This window comes from Caproicibacterium argilliputei, from assembly GCF_029211325.2.
Classification (GTDB): Bacteria; Bacillota; Clostridia; order Oscillospirales; family Acutalibacteraceae; genus Caproicibacterium; species Caproicibacterium argilliputei.
In genome coordinates this window covers 1247872-1270826 of sequence record NZ_CP135996.1, presented here as the reverse complement: position 1 = coordinate 1270826, position 22955 = coordinate 1247872, and the positions used below count along the sequence as shown (strand labels likewise).

General features: G+C 54.7%; 16 protein-coding genes and 2 tRNA genes. All 18 read right to left on the bottom strand.

Annotation, left to right across the window (positions count from 1 at the left end):
- Nucleotides 1–59: 59 nt before the first annotated feature.
- The 18 genes from PXC00_RS06055 to topA all read right to left on the bottom strand — a co-directional run bounded on the left by PXC00_RS06055 (nucleotide 60) and on the right by topA (nucleotide 22805).
- Nucleotides 60–136 (bottom strand) — tRNA-Pro (locus tag PXC00_RS06055).
- A gap of 34 nt (nucleotides 137–170) precedes the next feature.
- Nucleotides 171–244: transfer RNA gene (locus PXC00_RS06050), tRNA-Gln, on the bottom strand.
- A gap of 117 nt (nucleotides 245–361) precedes the next feature.
- Complete coding sequence (locus PXC00_RS06045; protein ID WP_456064459.1) at nucleotides 362–1972, bottom strand: NAD(P)/FAD-dependent oxidoreductase; 1611 nt, start codon at nucleotides 1970–1972, stop codon at nucleotides 362–364.
- A gap of 5 nt (nucleotides 1973–1977) precedes the next feature.
- The gene (locus PXC00_RS06040; protein WP_275845823.1) at nucleotides 1978–3096 is read right to left on the bottom strand and encodes an aminoacetone oxidase family FAD-binding enzyme; all 1119 of its coding nucleotides are present in this window, start codon (nucleotides 3094–3096) and stop codon (nucleotides 1978–1980) included.
- A gap of 125 nt (nucleotides 3097–3221) precedes the next feature.
- Nucleotides 3222–3767 carry an NADH peroxidase gene (locus tag PXC00_RS06035; RefSeq protein ID WP_275845822.1) on the bottom strand — a complete coding sequence of 182 codons (546 nt, stop codon included), beginning with the start codon at nucleotides 3765–3767 and terminating at the stop codon, nucleotides 3222–3224.
- 46 nt (nucleotides 3768–3813) lie between these two features.
- Nucleotides 3814–4227 carry a Fur family transcriptional regulator gene (locus PXC00_RS06030; RefSeq protein WP_275845821.1) on the bottom strand — a complete coding sequence of 138 codons (414 nt, stop codon included), beginning with the start codon at nucleotides 4225–4227 and terminating at the stop codon, nucleotides 3814–3816.
- A 257-nt stretch (nucleotides 4228–4484) separates the two neighbouring features.
- Nucleotides 4485–5750 (bottom strand): ArsB/NhaD family transporter, encoded by a 1266-nt coding sequence (locus tag PXC00_RS06025; protein ID WP_275845820.1) that lies wholly within the window; start codon nucleotides 5748–5750, stop codon nucleotides 4485–4487.
- Between the two features lie 553 nt (nucleotides 5751–6303).
- Entirely contained in the window at nucleotides 6304–8619 is a 2316-nt protein-coding gene (locus PXC00_RS06020) for a glycoside hydrolase family 95 protein (protein ID WP_275845819.1), read from the bottom strand.
- Between the two features lie 239 nt (nucleotides 8620–8858).
- Nucleotides 8859–10946, bottom strand: a complete 2088-nt coding sequence (feoB, locus tag PXC00_RS06015) for a ferrous iron transport protein B (protein ID WP_275845818.1) — start codon at nucleotides 10944–10946, stop codon at nucleotides 8859–8861.
- 3 nt (nucleotides 10947–10949) lie between these two features.
- Nucleotides 10950–11186 carry a FeoA family protein gene (locus PXC00_RS06010; protein WP_275845817.1) on the bottom strand — a complete coding sequence of 79 codons (237 nt, stop codon included), beginning with the start codon at nucleotides 11184–11186 and terminating at the stop codon, nucleotides 10950–10952.
- 141 nt (nucleotides 11187–11327) lie between these two features.
- Nucleotides 11328–11918, bottom strand: a complete 591-nt coding sequence (locus PXC00_RS06005) for an XTP/dITP diphosphatase (RefSeq protein WP_275845816.1) — start codon at nucleotides 11916–11918, stop codon at nucleotides 11328–11330.
- Nucleotides 11918–12871 carry a signal recognition particle-docking protein FtsY gene (gene ftsY, locus PXC00_RS06000; protein ID WP_275845815.1) on the bottom strand — a complete coding sequence of 318 codons (954 nt, stop codon included), beginning with the start codon at nucleotides 12869–12871 and terminating at the stop codon, nucleotides 11918–11920. The genes PXC00_RS06005 and ftsY overlap by 1 nt, the downstream gene beginning before the upstream one ends.
- A gap of 126 nt (nucleotides 12872–12997) precedes the next feature.
- Nucleotides 12998–16558, bottom strand: a complete 3561-nt coding sequence (gene smc, locus PXC00_RS05995; RefSeq protein ID WP_275845814.1) for a chromosome segregation protein SMC — start codon at nucleotides 16556–16558, stop codon at nucleotides 12998–13000.
- Nucleotides 16539–17573: an elongator complex protein 3 gene (locus PXC00_RS05990; protein WP_275845813.1), complete on the bottom strand. Its 1035-nt coding sequence runs from the start codon at nucleotides 17571–17573 to the stop codon at nucleotides 16539–16541. The genes smc and PXC00_RS05990 overlap by 20 nt, the downstream gene beginning before the upstream one ends.
- A complete protein-coding gene (gene rnc / locus PXC00_RS05985; RefSeq protein WP_275845812.1) occupies nucleotides 17570–18256 on the bottom strand; it encodes a ribonuclease III in 687 nt (228 codons plus the stop codon). The genes PXC00_RS05990 and rnc overlap by 4 nt, the downstream gene beginning before the upstream one ends.
- A complete protein-coding gene (gene plsX / locus PXC00_RS05980) occupies nucleotides 18256–19278 on the bottom strand; it encodes a phosphate acyltransferase PlsX (RefSeq protein ID WP_275845811.1) in 1023 nt (340 codons plus the stop codon). The genes rnc and plsX overlap by 1 nt, the downstream gene beginning before the upstream one ends.
- Nucleotides 19279–19326: 48 nt before the next feature.
- On the bottom strand, nucleotides 19327–20673 hold the full coding sequence (gene trmFO, locus PXC00_RS05975) for a methylenetetrahydrofolate--tRNA-(uracil(54)-C(5))-methyltransferase (FADH(2)-oxidizing) TrmFO (RefSeq protein ID WP_275845852.1): 1347 nt from the start codon (nucleotides 20671–20673) through the stop codon (nucleotides 19327–19329).
- Nucleotides 20674–20693: 20 nt separating this feature from the next.
- Nucleotides 20694–22805, bottom strand: a complete 2112-nt coding sequence (topA, locus tag PXC00_RS05970; RefSeq protein ID WP_275845810.1) for a type I DNA topoisomerase — start codon at nucleotides 22803–22805, stop codon at nucleotides 20694–20696.
- Nucleotides 22806–22955 lie beyond the last annotated feature (150 nt).

The following is a 22955-nucleotide window of genomic DNA, read 5'->3' as shown; positions in this document are numbered from 1 at the left end:
AAGGCATAAAAAAATCGCATCAGACAGCCAGCAAGCGGCTATCTAATGCGATTTTTTATTGGTCGAGGTGACTGGATTTGAACCAGCGACTTCTACGTCCCGAACGTAGCGCTCTACCAAGCTGAGCCACACCTCGTAAAAGAAAGCCCCGAACCAGGGCCTCTAACATTTGGCTGCGGAAGAAGGATTCGAACCCTCACAAACAGAGTCAGAGTCTGTCGTGCTACCTTTACACAATTCCGCAATATTCGCTGCCCGACTCGATGTATTAAGTGAAGCAACGTGTATTATTATATCAGACTTTCGGGAAATGTCAACCCTTTTTTTCGATTTTTCAAAAATTCTTTTACGCGGTTTTCCGTCATGCCTTTTCAAACGATTTCATTAAGATTGCTTCGGCACAGCGAATTCCATCCACCGCCGCGGAAACAATTCCTCCAGCGTAACCGGCCCCTTCTCCGCAGGGATACAGTCCCTCTGCTCCGGGCGCTGTCAACTCCTGCGTACGCACAATGCGCACTGGCGAGGAGGAGCGGCTTTCCACTGCTGTCAGCAGGGCGTCCGGATCGTCAAATCCACGCAGGCGGTGTGCCATCAGCCGACTGCCCTGCTCCAGTGCGTCCGTCATAAAGCGCGGCAAGCAGCGGTGCAGGTCGGTATACCGCACGCCGCGGCTGTAAGTCGACCGAACACGTCCGCAGCCGGTACTTGCACGCCCATCCAGAAAGTCGCCGAGACGCTGCACCGGCGCAAGGTACGCGCCGCCGCCTTCCCGGTAGGCACTGCTTTCCAATGCGCGCTGCAGCGCAATACCCGCCAGCGGGTCGGTACTGCCAAAGTCCGCCGGAGAAAGACCCACCAGCAGAGCCGCATTTGCATTTGCACCGTCCCGTGCAAATACGCTCATACCGTTTGTCACCAAGCGGTTTTCCTCACTGGCTGCTGCTACGACGGTTCCGCCCGGACACATACAGAAGGTATACACGCCCCTGCCGTTTTCCAAATGCGCGGCTAATTTGTAGCTGGAGGCTCCCAGTGCGGGATCCCCCGCAGCTGTTCCATACTGTGCACGGTCCATTTCTTGCTGCAGGTGCTCGATGCGCACGCCGACTGCGAACGGCTTTTGCTGCAGCGTCAGTTGATTTTCCAAAAGCATGGGAAAAGTGTCCCGCGCGCTGTGCCCAACCGCCAAAATCAAGTTCTGACAGGGCAGCTGATACTGCCCGCCATCCGATTCCCGGACGGTTACAGCGTGCAACCTGCCGTTTTTTAAGGCGAGATTTTGCAGTGTCGAGTGAAAGTGGATTTCCCCGCCTAGCGAAAGAATGGTTTCCCGCAGCGTTTTCACCACATTCGGCAGCTTGTCCGTACCAATGTGCGGCTTTGCCTCCCACAGAATACACGCTGGTGCGCCTGCCTGCACAAAGGACTCCAGCACGTGTCGAATCCGTGAATCTTTGGTACCGGTGGTCAGCTTACCGTCCGAAAATGTACCGGCGCCGCCCTCTCCGAACTGCACATTGGACGCAGGGTCAAGCACGCCGCTCTGCCAGAAATGCTGCACATCCCGCTGGCGTTCCTCCACCGGCGCGCCGCGTTCCAGCACAATCGGTCTCTGCCCCGCCTGCGCGAGGGTAAGTGCGGCAAACAAACCTGCCGGTCCAAAGCCCGCGACCACCGGTCGTACTGGCAACAGTACGCTTTGCGGCAGCTGGTACCGATAGATTGCCGCCGCGCGGATTTTACGATCCCTCTCCAGCACGTGCCTGCGCACCTGAATGCCCGGGCGCAGCGTCACCTCTACCGTACAGGTAAAATGAACATTCTCTTTTTTACGCGCATCAATCGAACGTCGGGACAGCTTGCAGGAGGCAATATCCGCTTCACGCAGATGCAGCCGCTTCGCCGCACGCGCGGTCAGCTCCGTCTCAGGGCTGTGCAGCCCGAGCGAAATCTCGGAAATCTGATAAATCATGGTTATGGATGTGCCTCCTCAAAAATCGCCTGTGCAGCACAAAGAGCCGTACTCCAAGCCCAATGCAGGTTGAAGCCGCCGCAGTCGCCGTCCACATTTAAAAGTTCGCCTGTCAGCCAAACGCCCGGTGAAAAAAGGCTCTGGCAGGTATTGTCCAACTGTTCCAATGGCACACCGCCTGCTGTCACCTGCGCATGGCGGAAATCTTCTGCCTGCTCAACCGTAAAGCAGAAATGCTTGCACTGCTCAAACGGACAGACCTGTGCCAATGCCTTATGCAGGACACCATCCAGCCTGCCGCCGGTGAGTTTCTGCAGCTGCGGCAGGGAATATTCGGGCACCAAGTCCAAAGAAATCACATCACCGGGCAATGCATCTCTGGAAAGCTCGAAAATGCAGATACCAGAAAGGCCATGTTCCGTAAACTGCACTTCCCCTTTTGTTTGCCGCAGTACCTTTCCGCCATGGCTCAGGGTAACCGCCGCTTGTGTGCGCACGCCTTTCAGGCTGCGGACCAGCCGGACTTCCCGCACACGCACCGGTGCCAGCGCAGGTTTCAGCGGTGTTGTGCTGTGATGCAGCTGTTCCAGCAGCGAGTAGCCGTTTTCCGCACCTGCCTGCGCCAAGCCGCCCGTGGACAGCAGCAGGTATTTTGCCAAAACGCATTCGCCCGTTTTTGCCTGCACCCGATAGTCGCCATGTCTTCTTTGTATCGTCTGGACAGCAAAGCCGCACTGCTCTGCCACGCCTAAGCAGCTTAATTGACCGCGCAGAACGTTCAGCACCGTAGCTGACTGCATACTGTAGGGATACACCCGCCCCTCGGACTGTTCTCTGCACAGCAGGCCAAGCTGCTGAAAATACGCCAGAATCCGTTGCGGCGGGAAAGCCGTCAAAAGTTTCTGCGCACGTACCGTATCCCCATGGTAATGGCAGACATCCACGCGTAGGTTTGTCAGATTGCAACGTCCGTTTCCAGTTGCAAGCAGCTTTTTGCCCACCCGCGGCGCCGCTTCCAGCAGGATGACCTGCTTGCCGCCCAACAGCTGTGCCGCGCGCACTGCCCCCAGCAAGCCGGAAGCGCCGCCGCCAATGACCGCAAGTGTGTAAGTTTTGGGCATACCGTTCCCTCCTTTTGCAGTCTTATTGTAAACAATCCGCGCACAAAATGCAAACTTCTTTTCCGCACGAAAAATCTGCCCTGCCAGCAGATAAGCTGCAGACAGGGCAGATTCCATTTTTTAAATTATTCGCCGAAGTAGCGTTTGAGCAAGCCCTTGAAGCCAGCACCGTGGCGCGCTTCGTCTTTTGCCATCTCATGCACAGTGTCATGGATTGCGTCGTAGTTCAGCGCTTTGGCCTTCTTTGCGAGCTCCAGCTTGCCCGCACAGGCACCTGCCTCTGCTTCCGCACGCATCTCAAGATTTTTCTTGGTGCTCTTAGTCAAAACTTCGCCGAGCATCTCCGCAAATTTGGAAGCGTGCTCCGCCTCTTCAAATGCATAGCGCTTGTAAGCTTCTGCAATTTCCGGATAGCCCTCGCGCTCTGCCTGACGGCTCATAGCAAGGTACATACCAACTTCAGAGCACTCGCCTGTAAAGTTATCCTTCAGGCCCTGGTAAACTTCCGGGTCGCAGCCCTGTGCAACGCCGACTTCATGCTCACAGGCAAAGCCTGCAGATGCTACCTGCTCCTTGAACTTAGAAGCAGGTGCATGACACTGCGGGCAGGACTCCGGCGGTGTTTCACCCTCATACACATAGCCACATACGGAACAAACCCATTTTTTCATTTGAATTACCTCCAGTGATAATTAAATTTTCATTTATCAGAAAGGGTTACTGCCCCTTTTCTGCTTGTAACTTCTCCATGCAGGCGCCGCAGTATCCGCGGAAAATCACCTGATGGCTGAGAACCTGCACGCCCAGAATACGGGAAACCTCACGGTCTGACTCCGGGTCTACAAATTCATCATCGACATCCAACACCGCACCGCAGCTTTCACAAACAAAGTGGGAATGCGGCGTGACATCGGCATCGTAGCGTTCCTGACCATCCACCACACCGACGCTGACCACGGTGCCGTCCTCTTTAAAACGGCTGAGGTTGCGGTAAACGGTACCCAAACTCAAATCCGGAAAAGAAGGTTTTAACTGCTGATAGATCCACTCTGCTGTGGGATGCGACTTTGTTTCCCGCAGGGCCTCCAGGATTGCTTCGCGTTTACGGCTGAAATTCTGCTTTTTTTCCATAATGGCAATACTCCAAGTTAAATCAAGAACGATTATTTTTTCTAAAATATTGTAGCATATATGGCGGAAGGTGTAAAGATGCGGGAAATAAATCAATAACAATTATCATTCTTGTTCCGTGACTATACTGTACCACACTCCACAGCTTTTGTAAAGCCTTTTTTTCAGATTTTTAAAATTTTTTCGGATATTTTCTGACAGGCAGCAAAAAAGCTTCCGCATACAGACACAGCCTGCGTACGGAAGCCCAAAACAACTCAGAGGAAATAGAATACGACCAGATAAATCGTGCTCAGCACAATGGAAAGCAGCATCAGCGGGAAGCCGTACTTGAAGTAGGTTTGGAACGTTAGCTTATAGCCGTGCTTCTCCGCAAGTCCTGCCACTACCACATTGGCAGAAGCGCCAATCAGGGTTCCGTTGCCGCCCAGACAGGCACCCAGCGAAATGGCCCACCAAAGCGGTGTGATGCTCATGCCGCCCGCACCAAGCGCCTTAATCAGCGGAATCAGTGTTGCAACAAACGGGATGTTGTCCAAAAAAGCGGACGCAATGGCAGAGAACCAAATCAGTACCACGCCGGTCAGCAGCAGGTTGTTGTGTGTCAGGCTGACAATGAGCTTTGCAAGATAATCAATGACGCCGACTTTCTGCAGCGCACCTACCAGAATAAACAGACCGCCGAAGAAAAAGAGCGTCGGCCACTCCACATTAGAAAACACTTCGTCAATGTCACCGCGGCTGAGCAGCATCAGCAGCGCAGCGCCGGTCAGAGCGATAACTGCAGAGGGGTAATTCAGCTGGTCATGCAGGAAAAATCCTGCGATGACCAAAACCAGAACTACCACGCATTTTTTGAGCAGCGGCACGTTTTTCAGCGCCTTCTTTTCATCAAACTGCATGATCTCTGCTTTTTTTTCTTCGCTGACTGCCAGTTGCTTGCGAAACATCAGGTGCATAACGAAAAGCACCGCCGCAAAAGCAATGACAACGATCGGCCCGAGGTTAACCAAAAAATCCGTGAAACCCAAGCCGGCCGCGTTGCCAATCATAATATTCGGCGGGTCGCCGATCAACGTTGCCGTACCGCCCATGTTAGAAGCAAAAATTTCCGGAATCAAAAACGGCAGCGGCGAAATGCCGAGCGTATCGGTAATGACGAATGTCATTGGTACAATCAGCAGCACGGTAGTCACATTATCCAGAATGCTGGAAACCAGCGCCGTAATGATACTTAAGCTTAAAATAATTTTCCAGGGGTCGCCTTTCGCCTTTTTTGCCGACAAGATCGAAAGATACTCAAACACGCCTGTGTGTTTGATAATGCCGACAATGATCATCATTCCCACCAGAACGCCGAGCGTGTTAAAGTCTATGTACCCCAGCGCATCGTCAAAGGACATGATGTTCAGAATTAAAATGAGTGAGGCACCGGCCATTGCCGCGATGGTTCGGTTCACCTTTTCACTCATGACCAATGCCATAACCACGACAAAGATCAGTAAAGAAGCAACAAGTTGCATATGCAGGATTCCTTTACAGTTTATTTTCGTACTTTAGAAACACACCGCGCAGAGCTGCAGGGAGTGCCCGACCGCTGGTTTGCAGCGGTCACCACTTGACTGAAACAACACCACCTCGTTTGCAGGGCTTTCTCCGGCAGAACAGCGCATGGAAAAGGGTGGTCACAAGCCCACCGCAGCGGTCTGCATACAACCGCCGAAGTTTCACTTCATGACCACCCAATTTGTCAGAATTATAAAATTTGCAGTTTGGTTTTGCCCGCTTGCTCACTCAGGAGTCGTGAAGCTGCCTTTTATGCCCGAAAGATGCACCGACCGACCATGCGAAAAGTCCTTCCCTGTACAAATTGTCTTTCGCCTGCTTTTGCAGCAGAAAAATTTGATGAAAATGCTACTACAACTTATAATATCAACCCAAATATCATTTGTAAAGACTTTTTCCAGTATTTGTGACTGTCGGGAATGCATTCGTCAAAACCATTTTGCTTTTTGTGAATATTTAATAAATTTATTCTTCAATGTGTAAAGCAACTGCGGAATGTTCCGGCACAGTTCAAACAGATGGTTTCAAAAAGCAAACTTCGCCGCTCTGTGGTACATTCGGCTGCAGTGCAATGGAAACCGTACTCCCCTGCTTAACGCGCAGCTGCACCGTCTGTGCCAGCGGGCTGCACAGCGTATATCGCATGGTCTGTGCAGACCATGCGATATCGACACGGATGTTTCCGCGTGCAGTCAGCCCGGAAATGCTGCCACTGTGCCACGACGGCGGCAGTGCCGGCAGCAGAACCAGCTCTCCCGCATGGCTTTGTACCAGCATTTCTGCCACAGCCGCCGTGTAGCCGAAGTTGCCGTCAATCTGGAACGGCGGGTGCGCGCACAGTAGGTTGGCATACAGGCCACCGCGATTGACCGACAGCTCCGCGTTCGGTGCCACCAGATGAAACAGATTCCGCAGAATGCTTTCCACATGGCTGCCGTCCTCCAGCCGTGCCCACATCAGCAGTTTCCACGCAAGGCTCCAGCCGGTGCCCGCGTCGCCGCGCTGCAGCAGGCTTTCTTTTGCTGCGCGGTACAGCTCCGGTGTTTGGCGGGAAATGCCGCGCCCCGGGTGCAGCTCATACAAATGGGACAAATGCCGGTGATGCGGATCCGTTTCCTGAAACTCTTCGTTCCACTCCAAAACCTGTCCTTTGCTGCCCACGGCAGTCGGAACCATCTGTGGCAGAAGCGCACGCACTTCCTGCGCAAGGTCATCTTCCTGCTGCAGTTCCTTACAGGCATCCAAATAATCCCGGAACAGGTTGCGGACAATGGCCAGCGTATTTTCCGTGTAAGCAGCCGTACCAATCTGCTGCCCGTCAAACACAAAAACATTTTCTGGAGAAACCGCCGGACTCACCGCATACCCTTGCTCCGTTTTGGTAAGCATTCCTTTACAGAAGCGCACATTTTCCTGCAGAATCGGGAAAATCTCGCGCAGGTAGTCTGTATTCCGGTCAAACAGGTATTCGTCAAACAGATTCCGGCACATCCAAGATGCGCCAAACGGCCAGAATGCCCACTGCATACAGCCCGCCGCCGGGGTTGCCTTGCGCCAAATATCCACGTTGTGGAAACAGGCGGAGCCGGCACAGCCAAAGCACCGGTGGGCGCTTTCCCTGCCGGTTTCCAGCAGTTCCGCATTCATGCGGGCAAGCGGTTCGTTCAGTTCCGGCAGGCTGCATGGGCCGGTCATCCAGTAATTCATTTCCGCATTGATATTTACCGTGTAATCACTGAACCATGGCGGCACTTTTTCCGGATTCCAGATGCCCTGCAGATTGGCTGGCTGCGTACCCGGACGTGAGGAGGAAATCAGCAGATAACGGCCATAATCAAACAGCAGTGCATACAGCGGCAAGTCTTCCTCGCCTGCTTCAAACCGTCTGAGACGCTCCTGCAGGTCCATCTGTTCACGACCGCTTTCCGGCAAGCGGAACCGCACCCGTTCAAACAGGGCGCGGTAGTCGTGCTCATGCGCCGCAAGCATTTCATCGAATGCGGTAAAACGGGCAAAATCCTGCTGCAGTTCTGTTTCCGGGTCTTTACCCTCCAAAATCGGGTGGCGGTCATACCCGTTAAAGCTGGAACGCGCGCAGAAAAACAGCGTTACCTGCCGAACGTTCCGGCAAGTCAAACCGGTTTCATCCGCAGCGGTTTCTCCCCCGCTGACGCGCACTTTGCCCCAGCCTTCGTACCGCATCCCCTGCTGTGCCTGGTCATCGGAAAAGGCGAGATGCTCCTTGGGACCGCATTTCGTAAATCCACTGCGCCCCGGGCACTGCCCATACAGACGGAAACCGTCTTCCCGGTACCGGAATTGATTTAGAAATCCATTTTCTCCACTGATTCTGACAGTAAAGGATTCTTCTGCTGTAATTTGATAAACAATGCCCTGCGCGGGTGCGCTGCAGAAAGCTATGTGCTGATACTGCTTGCCGTGATTCCGGTATTTTACCGTTGCCACAGCGTTCTCCAAATCCAGAGTACGGCAGTACGCAGTCACTTCTCGCTCTCCGGCAAAAGTGAAAACCAAATCTCCGAACGGCTCATACATCTGCACGTCTTCATCTGCAGTCATCGCTTCTTCCAGCAAGCGGGAAGTCTGCGCATACTGGCGCTTTTCGGCGCACGCCCGCGCCTTCGCAACGGTCTGCGGCGTCAGACCCTGCTTCTCTGCCGCAGGATAACCGGACCAAAGAGTATCTTCATTGATGTGCAGGCGCTCCGTCTGCGGGTCACCGTAAAGCATGGCGCCCAAGCGGCCGTTTCCGATGGGGAAACTCTCCTGCCAAAACGCGGCAGGCTGGTGGAATTCTAATTGCATTCGCTGTAATCTCCTTTTCATAACATCTCCGCATTTCTTACAGCGGTTTCTGTAAGTATAACACAGACAGCAGGACTGAAAAAGGAGAGGAAGCAAACATTTTCACCCGATTTTTTTCGATTTTTCTTTTATTTTTTGTATTTTTCCCGAAAAGCGCAACGGAATCAATCTTGTCCGCAGGGCACACTCCCGTAAAAAACAGTTCGGCTGTACAGAAACAGCCGAACTGTTTTATTATTTTACGCAAGCCCCAGAAGCCTTGCTCCATTTGCGACCAGCGCACACAGCAGCAGGCCGCATCCGGTTGGCAGCGCTGCTGCCAGCGCAGTCCATTTCCACGAACCGCTCTCTTTGTGAATGGTCAGTACCGTCGTCGCACAGGGCCAGTGCAGCAGGCAAAACAGTGCCACGCAAACGGCGGTGACGCCGGACCAGCCGTTCTGCACCAGCAGTCCCTGTAATGCTGAATAACTGGTCATATCTGTGAGCTGCCCCATGCCAAGGTACCCCATCAGAATAATCGGCACAACAATTTCGTTCGCAGGAAAACCAAGGATAAACGCAAGCAGAATCACCCCGTCCATCCCGAAAAAGTGTCCGATGGGATCTAACGCCCCTGCACAGAGAGCCAGCACGGTACTGCCGCCAATGCGCAGATTGGCCAGTAGCCAAAGCAGCAGCCCTGCAGGCGCCGCCACAGAAACCGCGCGCCCCAGGACAAAGATAGTTCGGTCCAGCAGCGAGCGTACCAGTACCCGCCCCACCTGTGGCTTCCGATATGGCGGCAGTTCCAGTGTAAAAGAGGACGGAACCCCTTTGAGCACCGTTGCCGAGAGGAGGCGTGACATCAGAAAAGTTGCCAGAACACCGAGCACCACAATCAGAAACAGCAGCAACGCCGCAGTGGAACTTTGGGCAATGCCGGTCATGCCGCTGACAAAGAAAATTGAAATGATGGCAATCAGTGTGGGAAACCTTCCGTTGCAAGGAACAAAATTATTGGTCAGAATCGCAATCAGTCGCTCCCGTGGAGAGTCAATAATGCGGCAGCCCGTCACGCCAGCCGCATTGCATCCAAATCCCATGCACATAGTCAGCGCCTGTTTGCCGCAGGCGTGCGCTTTCTGAAAATTGTGGTCCAAGTTGAAAGCGACACGCGGCAGATAACCGAAATCCTCCAGTAGAGTGAAGCACGGGAAAAAGATTGCCATGGGCGGCAGCATGACACTGACCACCCACGCCAGCGTACGGTACACTCCCAGAACCAGCGGTCCGGTCAGCCACTGCGGCGCACCGGCATTCTGCAAACCGCGCAGCATCAGATCCTGCAGGGCAAAAAGTCCGTTTGCAAGCAGGTCGGAAGGATAATTGGCGCCGGTAATCGTCAGCCAGAGCACCGCCGCCAGCAGTGCCAGCATAATGGGAATTCCGGTTGCGCGGCTGGTCAGCAAGTGATCCAATTTTCGTTCCCGCACCGCTGCGGCGCAGTTTTTGCGCACCACGCAGTTCCGGTAAATCTGCTCTGCCCGACGAACCAATACGGCTGTAATTTCGTCCCGCAGGCCATCCTCGGATAGACCATTTTTTCGCAGAGTCTGCCGGGCACTGCAGACCTTCTCTTGCAGAACCGCATCCTGCAGCAACGCCGGACAGTAAGTCTGCAAACTTTCCGTGAAACTTTTGTCCCCATCCAGCAACCGCAGTGCAAGCCAGCGGGCAGGGTAGGCGGTTTTGTGACGCTCGACTTCCGGTAGAATTTCTGCCAGTGCGGTTTCAATTTCCTGCGGATAGGAAATCCGCATTGCCGGACGCTGTGCCAGCCCAGCCAGTGCACGCTCCAAAACACTCAGCCCGCCGCTGCGAGCGCTAACACCGACAACCGGCACGCCGCCCAGCTCTTTTGAAAGCTGTTGCAGATCAATTTGAATCTGTTTTTTCTTCGCTTCGTCCATTAAATTGACACAGATGACGGTGCTGCCGGTAATTTCAAGTGTCTGCAGAACCAGATTCAAATTTCGTTCCAGACAGGTGGCATCGCACACCACGACCGCTGCTTCTGCCTTTCCGAAGCACAGGTAATCCCGTGCAATGATTTCCTCTGCTGAATGGGCAAACAGCGAATAGGTGCCCGGCAGGTCCACCAAGCTATAGGTTCTGCCCTCAAAGACAAATTGGCCGTGCGCACTTTCCACCGTTTTTCCGGGCCAGTTTCCAGTATGCTGATGCAGCCCGGTCAGTTCGTTGAAAACGGTGCTTTTTCCGACATTCGGGTTACCTGCCAGTGCCACCGTGTGAATGAGTACGGCAGGCAGTGCTTCCGCACACATGATTTAATCTCCTGACAAAAGGACATGACCCGCATCCTCTTTGCGCAGTGCAATAACCGCACCGCGAATCGCGTAAGCGGTCGGGTCGCCGGACGGAGCCTGCAGAACGCAGCATACCTTTGTTCCCTGAATCAAGCCTATATCCTGCAGGCGGCGGCGCATGGGACCGGTTGCGGTCAGCGCAGCCACACGTCCCTCATGCCCCGGCGCCAAGGTGTCCAGCGCAGATCGATCATTCATATTGGAACCCCCTTTTATGATTCTTCTAACAGTATAGCGTTTTTTGTTCTTCTGGTGCATCCTTTCAAAAAATACAGCAGAATGTCAAAACGCCAAATAGAAAAGGCCGCCGGAGCACGAACGCTTCGGCGGCCTTACCATTTAGAGAGACGCTTGTTTTCTCTGATAAAGCTGCAGGTCGCTCTGGAAAACGCGCAGCGCGCGCCCCCGATGGCTGACCGCATCTTTTTCGGAACTACTCATCTGTGCGAAAGTTTTGTCCCCGACAAGGAACACCGGGTCGTAACCAAAGCCATCCTGCCCGCAGGGGGACGCTGCAATGGCGCCCTCGCACTCCCCGCGCGAAGTCAGAATATCTCCATTAGGAAACACGCAGCAAATAACGCATACAAACTTCGCCAATCGATCTTTTGCGGGCACTTCCCGCAGCGCTGCCAAAAGCTTTGCGATGCGATCCGCGTCTGTTGCGTTCTCTCCGGCATAGCGTGCCGAGTGTACGCCGGGCTGGCCGTTCAGCGCGTGCACGCACAGACCGGAGTCATCCGCAATGGCCGGCTTTCCAGTCGCCTGACAGGCGGAAGCGGCTTTGAGATATGCATTTTCCTCAAATGTGGTACCTGTTTCCGCCACTTCCGGCAAGTCTGCGGTACCCACTTTGATGTGCAGCGGTTCCAAAATCCGTGAAAACTCCCGAACTTTGTTCGCATTATGCGTGGCAAGTACAAACTGCATTATGCCTGCTCCTCTCCGCTTTCCAGTTCTTTATATTCCGCAGGGTCACGGTCAAACAGTGCCTTTGCAAATGCCTCCGCGTCAAACGGCTGCAAATCATCCAACTGCTCGCCGACCCCGACAAACTTAACCGGAATGTCCAGCGCTTCCCGCACTGCAAGCACCACGCCGCCTTTTGCCGTACCGTCCAGTTTGGTCAGAACAATACCGGTTATGCCGGCGGAATTTTTAAACTCACGCGCTTGATTCACACCGTTTTGCCCCGTGGTGGCATCCAGCACCAACAGGACTTCTTTATCCGCACCCGGCAGCTCGCGGTCGATGACACGATTAATCTTTGCCAGTTCGTCCATAAGGTTTTTCTTGGTGTGCAGGCGGCCGGCGGTGTCGCAGATGACCACATCGTCCCCCCGCGCCTTCGCGGCGGAAATCGTGTCAAACACCACGGCAGCCGGATCACTGCCCTCGCTCTGCTTAATCAGGTCGCAGTGTGCGCGATCCGCCCACACCTGCAGCTGCTCAATGGCCGCCGCACGAAACGTATCCGCCGCACCCAAAATCACGGTTTTTCCCTGTTCGCGCAAATAAGCCGCCAGCTTGCCGATAGTTGTGGTTTTGCCGACACCGTTTACCCCAATGACCAGAATCACAGACGGCTTGGTTCCGACCCGCAGCGTTTCCCCGCCGCTGAGCATTTCCGCCACTGTTTCCCGCAGCAGATCAAAAATGGCGTTCGGATCCTTGACACCGCGCTCCTTGACCTTGCTGCGCAGCTGCTCGCAGATATGCTCGGCGGTGGAAACACCAACATCCCCCATCACCAGCAGTTCTTCCAGCTCTTCAAACAGTTCCTCATCAATTTTTGTAAAGGAATGCAGCATCCGGCTGACCGAATTGCTCATGCCCTCTCTTGTCTTTTTTAAGCCTTCCTTAATCTTTGCAAACAGTCCCATCTGCCGGACCTCCTGTACAAACAAGAATTTTTTTGAAACAGCAGTCTTTTTTTCATCATAACACAAACAGACCGCCGTATGCAAATCGGCCGGACAACCGCCCGGTCGATTTACGCAAAAGCTATGTTAATGATAGTTGGCAATTTCGTTCGGGTGCAGCACCAGAATCTTGCTGATGCCCTCATCCTGCATGGTCACGCCGTAAAGCATATCCGCCTCTTCCATGCTGCCGCGACGGTGTGTAATCACAATAAACTGGGTGTTGCGTGTCATACGCCGCAGGTAGCTTGCGAAACGGGTCACATTCACATCGTCAAGCGCCGCCTCAATTTCATCCAGCATACAGAACGGCGGCGGTGACACTTTCATAATGGCAAAGTAAAGCGCGATGGCCACCAGTGCCTTTTCTCCGCCGGAAAGGCTTTCCAAATGCGAAACGATTTTGCCGGGCGGCTGCACCGTAATTTCAATGCCGGAAGCCAGAATATCCTCCGGATTCGTCAGCGCAAGGCTGGCGGTGCCGCCGCCGAAAAGCTCGCGGAATGTTTCGGTAAAGTTGCTGCCGATTTGCGCAAAGCTTTGCGCAAACTGCTGGCACATCTGCTGGGTCAATTCACGAATGAGCTGCCGCAGTTCCTCCCGGCTTTTTTCCACATCCTGTATCTGTGCGGAAAGGAATTCGTACCGCTCACTGACTTCTTTATATTCATCAATGGCAGCAACGTTGACCGTGCCAAGCGCGCGAATCAGTCCCTTGAGTTCATTCAGACGGCGCTGCGCCCGCGGAAGATTGTCAATCTTCGCCGCAAGCGGTTCCGCCTCCCGGCGGGTCAGCTCATACTCTTCCCACAGTTTGGACGCAATACCGTCATATTGTTTCTGCAGGCTTTCGCGGCGTTCTTCCAAACGTGCGGATTCCTGCGCAAGATTTTCTTTCTCAACACCCTTGTCACGCTGCTGCTGCCGCAGAAGCGTATTCTGCTGCTCCAGCTGCATCCGACGCGCCTGAATCTGTTCAATCTTGGTACTGCTTTCGGCTGCCTGCTGACGGAGTGCCTTCGCCTGCGCGCGCACAGCGGCAGTTTCGCTTTTCAGGGACGCAATGCGGTCTTTCTCCTGTGCCAGCTGGGCGGTCAGGGTGTCTGCACGGTCTGTGCTGCTTTTCGCGCGGTCTTGCAGTTCCTGCAGGGCGGTGCGCTGACTTTCCAGATCCTTTTCCGCCGCCAACATCTGCAAGCGTTCTTCCTGAATCTGCGCGATGTAAGCATCGCTCTGCCGGTTAAATTCTCCGCGGCTGTCGCTCAGGGCTGCCGACTCCGCCCGCAAAGCCGCCACCTGCGCTTGCGTATCTGCAGACTTTCTGCGTGCTTCTTCCTGCAGCCGCTTTTGCTGCGCCAGGCGCTGTGACGCGCTTTCACGCTCCGCACACAGGGTCTGCAAGTCCTGCTCGGTGCCTGCAAGGTCTTTTAAAAGCTGCTCACGATCCGCCGCCATGTGAATCCGGTCTTCCTGCGCACCCGCCAACTCTCTGCGAGCCGCCACCAGTTCTGTTTCATCGTCTGCCAGTTGTTGCTGACAGTTTTTCAGCGCCGCCGCAGCCTCATCTGCTTCTTTTTGCTGCGCCTGCGCCTTGCTCTGAATACGCGTAATCTCACCGCGCCGACTGAGCAGACCGGAATTGCGCGCCAGCGAGCCGCCCGTCAGGGAACCGCCGGCATTGACCACCTGCCCGTCCAGGGTCACAATGCGAAACCGATAGTGAAACTTCCGCGCGATTTCGACTGCGGCATCCAAATCCTCCGCAACGGCAATCCTGCCAAGTAGACTCTCCCGAATACCACGGTAGCACGCTTCCGAAGTGCAAAGCTCACTGGCAATTCCCACATAGCCGGCACACTGCTTCAACCCCGGTTCCTGCAGCACACGTCCGCGCACAGTGCTGAGCGGCAAAAAGGTTGCACGGCCGCTGTCACGTCTTTTTAAAACCTGAATTGCCCGTTTGGCGTCTTCTTCCGTACCGACCACAAGGTGCTGCATAGAGGTGCCCAGTGCCGTTTCCAAGGCGACTGCATAGGCATCCGGCACAGTCAGCAGCCGCGAAACCGGTCCGTGTACGCCCGGCAAGGCACCCCGCTGTGCTTCCTGCATGACAACCTTCACACTTTTGTGAAAGCCCTCCATGTTGCGCTCCAGCGCCTCCAGAAGTTCTGCACGCCGGAAGCTCTCTTTGGCATCCAAAGAAAGCCGGTCTGCCTCCTGCCGACAGGATTCAGCCTTCTTGCGGTGCGTCTGCAGACGAAGTTCGAAGCCGCGCTCCGCATTCTGCAGCTTTCCAACACGTTCTTCCATCTCGCTCAGCATCTGCGTACTGGCTTTCTTAGACTTCTGCAGTTGGGCAAGCAACGTTTCTTTCTCTGCAATCGCTTCCGCTGTCTGGGAAACGCGCATCCCGATTTCCCCAATGGCAGAGGCCGCCGTCATTTCTGCGACTTTGCTTTCCGTAGCCTGCGCAGAAAGGGTGGAAAGCCGACGTGACAGCGTTTCTGCCTTGTCGGAGTTCTGGTTCATCTGCGCACGCAGATCTTCCAGCTTCTGCTCAAACGCCGCAATCTGCTGACGATGCTGTTCCGCTTTCGTTGCGCTTGCTGCAATTTGCGCTTCCTTTTGGGCTGCTTCTTCTGTCAAACGGGTATGGTCCTGCGACGACAGCGAAAGCTCCGTCTGCAGGCGCAGGACGGTTTCTTCCGCGTGGCGCACTTCACTGCAAAGCACATCCGCCTCTCCGTCTTTTTTCGCGGCGGTTTCCTCACAGGCACTGCTTTCCTGGCGCACGCGGTCAATCTGCGCGGCGCAGTCTGTCATCTGGTGAAAATTCTCTTCCGCGGACTTGTCCAGTGCGGCACACGCTTTTTCGGCTGCGTCCTGCTGGGTACGCGCCAGCGTCAGCTTATCATCGTACTGATGCAGAGTTTGTGCGGACTGCTCTAGTGTATGTAACCAAAGGGCAAGCTCCAGTCCCTTCTTCTCTTCCGAAAGTGTCAGGAACTGCTGTGCCTTTTCGCTTTGCTCTTTCAGCGGCGCAACGCGCCCCTCCAACTCAGTGAGAATGTCGCGCAGGCGCAGCAGATTTTCTTCTGCGGCATCCAAGCGGTGCTCGCTTTCCGCTTTGCGGTACCGGTAGCGGGAAATACCCGCTGCCTCCTCAAAGATTTCGCGCCGGTCTTCACTGCGCGCGCTGACAATCGCGTCAATACGACCCTGCCCGATGACAGAGTAGCCGTCGCGCCCCAACCCGGTGTCCATAAACAATTCGTTGACATCGCGCAGGCGCACCGCAGCTTTATTGATTAAGTATTCGCTTTCACCGCTGCGGTAATACCGGCGGGTAACCGCCACTTCATCCTTGTCAAACGGAAGCTGCCGGTCACGGTTATCAATGTTCAGCGTAACCTCAGCAAAGCCCTGCGCCTTTCGCTGCGGGGTGCCGTTAAAAATAACGTCCTCCATTTTGGTGCAGCGCAGTGTTTTTACGCTCTGCTCGCCCAGCACCCAGCGCACCGCGTCACTGATGTTGCTTTTGCCGCTGCCGTTTGGCCCGACCACGGCCGTAATCCCGCGGTTAAACTGCAGGACGGTTTTATCGGGGAAGGTCTTGAATCCCTGAATCTCAAGTGAGCGAATCAGCATGCATGCAAGTCTCCTTTTTTGAAGCGGGTCCGGCAGATTCCAGCAGGTGGAACTGCCCGCCCGCCGAAATTTCCACGTGCCAGCCCATCGTTTCCAGCGCGGAAAGATTTGCCTTTTTCTGCCCTTTTGCCTGAGAAAGCTGTTTTTCCGGAACCGTAAAGTGATAGGTTCCGTGTGGCTTTTCCCGCAGTGCCCGCTGCAGGCGGCAAAGCCAGCGGCGGCTTTCGCACAGTTCGCGAAACGCCGGATGCCACGGCCCCGCCAGACGCTCTTTTTCCAGCTGCGGGGAGGCGTGCAAACCAAGACGAATCACACGAATGCTACGCTCCTCAAAAAAGGAAAGCAGCTCGGCACACAGGCTGACCGCCTCTTCCAGCGTTTCCGGCTGATAGGTACCCGCCCGATACCACTGCGCAAGCTGCGTCCCCGGTAGCACAATGGTCGGGTAAATCCGCACTTCCGCCGGACGCAGCGCCGCAAAACGCGCCGCTGTCTGCAAAGCGCCCTGCGGCGTATCTCCCGGCAGTCCGGTCATCATCTGCAAGCCCAAACGCAAGCCGCGGGCAGTAATGCTTTGTGCGGCAGCGCACACCTGCGCCGCCGTATGGCCGCGGCCGTTTCTGTACAGAACCGCATCATCCATGCTCTGCGCGCCAAGCTCAACCGTGGTAACGCCGTAATGGCAAAGTTCGTCTAAAATTTCATCATCAATCGCGTCCGGCCTGGTAGAAAGGCGAATCCCCGCGAAAAGCCCATCGTGCACATAGGGATACGCTGCCTCCAAAAGGCTTCGGCGGTAAACCGAATCTACCGCCGTAAAGCTGCCGCCGAAAAAGGCAATTTCCGCATTTGCGGCATCTTCGCCAAGGGAGGTCAGCGCGGTCTGGGCGGCGTCACACACCTCCTGCGGAGTGGGTCCGCGCTGTCTGCCGGTAATCATCTGTTGGTCGCAGAAGCTGCACCTGTGCGAGCAGCCGATATGCGGTACAAAGACCGCTACATTTGCGTGTTTCAATAGCCCATCAGTTCCAGCGCTTCCCGCGCAGCCTGCTGCTCCGCGTCCTTTTTCGTGTGTCCGCCGCCCTTGCCGATAACGTTGCTATTTAGGTGAACCTCTACTGTAAAGTGCTTGTCGTGGTCAGGGCCGGATTCTCCGGTCAGTACATAGGAAAGCTTTTCACCCGGGTTGCGCTGAATAATCTCCTGCAGCTTGGTTTTATAGTCACGAAACGGTGCTTTGCTGTGCAGTGTTTTCAGCGCTGGCAGTGTAAAGCGCAGGATAAAATCCCGCGCCTGCTGAAAACCGCCGTCCAGATAAATGGCAGCGGTAATGGACTCAAAAGCATCCGCAAGGATGGAGGTGCGGATGCGACCGCCGCTGTTCTGCTCCCCATGGCTCAGGCGCAGGAAATCGCCCACGTGCATCTGGCGGGAAAAGTCACAGCACGCCTGCTCGCAGACCAGCGCCGCGCGGATTTTCGTCAAGCGACCTTCCGGCCACTCCGGAAAATGCCGGTACAGATAATCTGCAACTACAAACCCCAGCACACTGTCGCCCAAAAATTCCAGACGCTCATTGCTGCCATTGGGTGCGTGCGCCTCATTTGCATAGGAAGAATGCGTCAGTGCATTCAGCAGCAGCTGCTTGTCTTGAAACACATATCCGATTTTTTCCTCCAGAGGCGACAAATCCTTCATTATGCATCCTCCTTTGCAGCATCTGTGCGTGCTTTGTAGGAGGCAACGCTCTGCGCGATTTCGTCCGCAACGTTCCCTTCGACATAGGCCTTGGTCAGGCGCAGGGCATTGTAAAACGTCTTTGCATCCGCATTCCCGTGCGACTTAAAGACCGGTTTGGTACAACCAAGCAGCGGCGCCCCGCCATACTCTTTGTAATCCATGGTCTTTTTTAGGCCGCCGATGTCTTTCAGCATTACGGCAGCGGCAAGCTTGTTTTTCGTACTCTTGGTAAGTACCGCCTTAAATTTATGCAGAATCATCATAGCAGTGCCCTCAAAGGTTTTGAGCAGTACATTGCCGGAAAAGCCATCAGCAACCAAAACATCCACCGCGCCGTCCGGCACATCGCGCGCCTCAACGTTGCCGATAAAATTCAGCTCACTTTGCTTGAGCAGCGCATACGCGCCATGCTGCAGTTCGCCGCCTTTATGCTCCTCCGTACCAACATTCAGCAGACCGACGCGCGGGTTTTGCACCTGCATGACTTTTTTCATGTAAATGGCACCCATCAGCCCGAATTGTGAAAGCATCTCGGGTTTGCAGTCCACATTGGCGCCACCGTCAACCAGCATAAAGCAGCCGTCTGCGCTGGGCATAACCGGCGCAAACGCAATCCGCTTAATCCCCTTAATGCGCTTTACAAGAAAGGTTGCGCCCACCGTCAGCGCGCCGCTGTTGCCCGCGGACAGAAATGCGTCGCCGGCACCCTCCGCAAGCTTCTGCAGACCGACCGCCATGGAAGAGTTTTTTCCGGAGCGCATAATGTCGGTACCGGCGTCGTTCATGTCAATGACATCCGGACAGTCGACAATCTCCATTTTCTCCATGGAAACCGCGTTTTCCTTTGCGACTTTTTCAATAACGTCTTTGCGACCGGTCAGCAGAATTTCCAGACCCAGTTCCTGTACTGCCTGCGCACAGCCCTTCAGAATCTCCAAAGGCGCATTGTCTCCGCCAAACGCATCCACAATAATTTTCATATGGTTTCCTCCTGTAAGTATCTGTATCTGCAACCTGCGAAACGATTCCTATATACATGGCGAAGCCTGCCCTGCGGCAGAATCCCAGCCATTTTCCTTCATAAAGTCCGCCAGATTCTCCAAAGCGCGTTCTGCAAAGGCGGCATAGCGCTGCCGCTTATCCCGGATGTGCGGCTCTATGGGCGGCATGATCCCGAAGTTTGCGCCCAAAGGCTGGTAATCCCCGCTTCCGCCGAACTGCACCCAGCGTGCCAGTGCACCGGTCATGGTTGTTTCCGGCGGTGTCAGCAGCGATTTTTGCCGCACATAACGCAGCGCATTTCTGCCGGCAAGCAGTCCGGAAGATGCCGACTCCATGTAACCCTCCACGCCGGTCATCTGCCCGGCGAAAAAGAGCCGCCGCTCCTCCCGCAGCTGAAACGTGCTGTCCAGAACCGCAGGTGCATTTAAAAAAGTATTGCGGTGCATCACGCCAAAACGGGTAAAAGCCGCATTTTCCAAACCGGGAATGAGACCGAACACGCGCTTCTGCTCGCCAAACTTCAAGTTGGTCTGAAACCCAACCAGATTGTACAGCGTACCCGCCGCATTTTCCCGGCGCAGCTGCACCACCGCCCACGGTCGGTGTCCGGTGCGCGGATCGCGCAGGCCAACCGGCTTCAGCGGGCCGAAGCGCAGGGTGTCCGCACCGCGCTGTGCCATGATTTCCACCGGCATACAGCCCTCATACACTTTGGGGTCGCGCACATCGCAGTCATGCAGGGGCGCGCGCTCCGCGTGAACCAGTTCTTCGTAGAACCGCGCATACTCCTCTTGGTTCATGGGACAGTTCAGATAATCCGCACCGTCCCCTTTTCCGTAACGGGACGCGGCGAAGACCTTGTCCCAATCAAGACTTTCCGCCGTGACGATGGGCGCGGCGGCGTCGTAAAAGCGAAGCCCGCCGCCGCACAGCGCCGCAATCTCTGCGGCAAGCGCGTCGCTGGTAAGCGGTCCGGTTGCAAGAACCACAACTCCGCTTTGTGGGATTTTCGTGCATTCGCGGCTGACACAGTGAATGTGCGGATGGCTGTGGATTTTATCTGTAACCATAGCGGAAAAGCGCTCGCGATCCACTGCCAGCGCACCACCGGCGGCAACACGCGTCTGCAGTGCACACGGCACCAGCAGAGAACCCATCCGGCGCATTTCTTCTTTCAGCAGACCGGCGGCGCTGTCCATGCGCTCCGCCTTCAGGGAATTGGAACAAATCAGCTCCGCAAAGTCGGGACTTTTATGCGCCGGCGTATATTTTTCCGGCTTCATCTCCACCAATTCCACTTCTCCGCCGTTTTCCGCAATCTGCCACGCCGCTTCACAGCCTGCCAGTCCCGCGCCAATGACCGTTATGCCCATATGCCCTCCTGCCGGCTGCATTAGGATTCATCCTCCTCGGTTTTGTCTTCCCCAACGCGCTCATAGCCGCAGTCTGGAGTAACACAGTAAAACTTCGGATTTTTACCTTTTTTCTTCAGCAGCGTTTTTCCGCACTTCGGGCACAGTTCTTTGGTTGGTTCATCCCAAGACACAAAATCACAATTCGGATAATTCTCACATCCATAAAAAACGCGGCCCTTTTTGGTGTGCTTAATCACCACGTCGCCGCCACACTTCGGGCACTTTGCGCCGTTTTTCTCCACGTACTTCTTGATGTTTTTGCACTCCGGATAACCAGGGCAGGCAATAAACTTACCGTACCGACCCATTTTGACCACCATGCGGCGACCACATTTTTCGCAGATGATGTCGGTTTCATCTTCTTTGAGTTGGATTTTTACATCCTTCATCTGCTCTTTGGCAACTTTCAGAGTTTCTGCAAAGTCATCGTAGAAATCATGCACAGCCTGCACCCACTCGACCTTGCCGTTCTGCACTTCATCCAGTTCGTTTTCCACCTGTGCCGTAAATTTCACATTGACAACTTTCGGGAAGCGCTCTCTCATCAGTTTGGTCATCACTTCGCCAAGCTCGGTCGGTTTGAGCGCTTTTGCCTCGCGCACCACGTACTCGCGGTTTAAAATCGTGCTGATCGTGGCGGCATAGGTGCTGGGGCGACCGATGCCGTTTTCCTCCAGCGCCTTAATCAGGCTTGCCTCTGTGTAGCGGGCAGGGGGCTGGGTAAAGTGCTGGTTCCCCTTGATTTCCTTGCACTTGAGGGGCATATCCTTTTCCAGGGGTGGCAGCGTACCGCCCGCATCCGACTCATTTTCATCTTTCTTTTCTTCATACAGCACCGTAAAACCGTCAAAGGTTACGGTATAACCGCTGGCTTTAAATAAATACGCGCCCGCTGTAATTTCCGCCTGCGTGGTTGCCTGCAGGCAATTGCTCATCTGGCAGGCAATAAACCGCTCCCAAATCAGCTTATAGAGTTTATACTGGTCACCGGTCAGACTTTCTTTGACCTGCTCCGGCGTAATGCTCGGCGTTGCGGGACGAATGGCTTCATGACCGTCCTGTGCATTGGCTTTGGTTTTAAAATGGCGCGGGGTATCCGGCAAATATTTTTTGCCCCAGCGCTCTTCGATATAAGCCGCCGCTGCCGCAAGGGCATCTTCACTCAGGCGCAGAGAATCCGTACGCATATAGGTAATTAAGCCGACAGCGCCCATTCCCTCAATTTCAATGCCTTCGTAAAGTTCCTGCGCTGCTTTCATGGTGCGGCGCGCCGTAAAGCCCAGTCGGCGACTTGCTTCCTGCTGCAGCGTGGAAGTAATAAATGGCGGTGCGGGACTTTTGCGGCGGGTTCCCTTTTTCACCTTGGTTACCACATAATCTGCATTTTCCAGTTCCGCAAGGATCTTATCGGCTTCTTCCTGACTGGAAATCTTCAGCTTGCCCTCGCTGGTTCCGTAAAAGCTGGCGGTAAACTGCTTGCGGGAAGTGCCTTTGGCCGGTGCAAACTTGCCGTCAATTGACCAATATTCTTCCGGCTTAAACGCCCGGATCTCCTCTTCCCGATCCACAATAATGCGCACCGCCACACTCTGCACGCGGCCGCCGGAAAGCCCGCGGCGGATTTTCTGCGACAGAAACGGGCTGAGCTTGTAGCCGACCAGACGGTCCAGAATCCGGCGCGCCTGCTGGGCATTGACCAAGTCCATATCAATGGTGCGCGGATGCTGCATACCGTTTTCAATTCCGGTTTTCGTAATCTCATTAAAGGTCACGCGGTTTGTATCGCCGACATCCAAGCCTAAAATATAAGCCAAATGCCAAGAAATGGCCTCTCCCTCGCGGTCAGGGTCCGTTGCCAACAGAACAGAGTCGCTTTTTTCCGCTTTTTCCTTCAGCTCGTCCACCAGTTTTTCCTTGCCCTTGATAATGGCATACTGCGGCTTGAAGTTATCACTGACTTTAACGCTCAGTCGGTTTTCCGGCAGGTCACGGACATGGCCCATCGAAGCGACCACGTCATAACCACGGCCCAAATATTTCTTAATGGTTTTCGCCTTGGCAGGCGACTCCACAATGACTAGCTTTGACACAGAAACACCTCATTTTACAGGAAGGACAAAACCACGGCGCAGGCACACGCCGACGCTTGTCCTTTTCCCAATCTAACAACTTATTTTACCCAAACTGGAACGAAAAAGCAATCGTTATCTTTTCCGAACCGCTGATGTGTCCATAAAAAG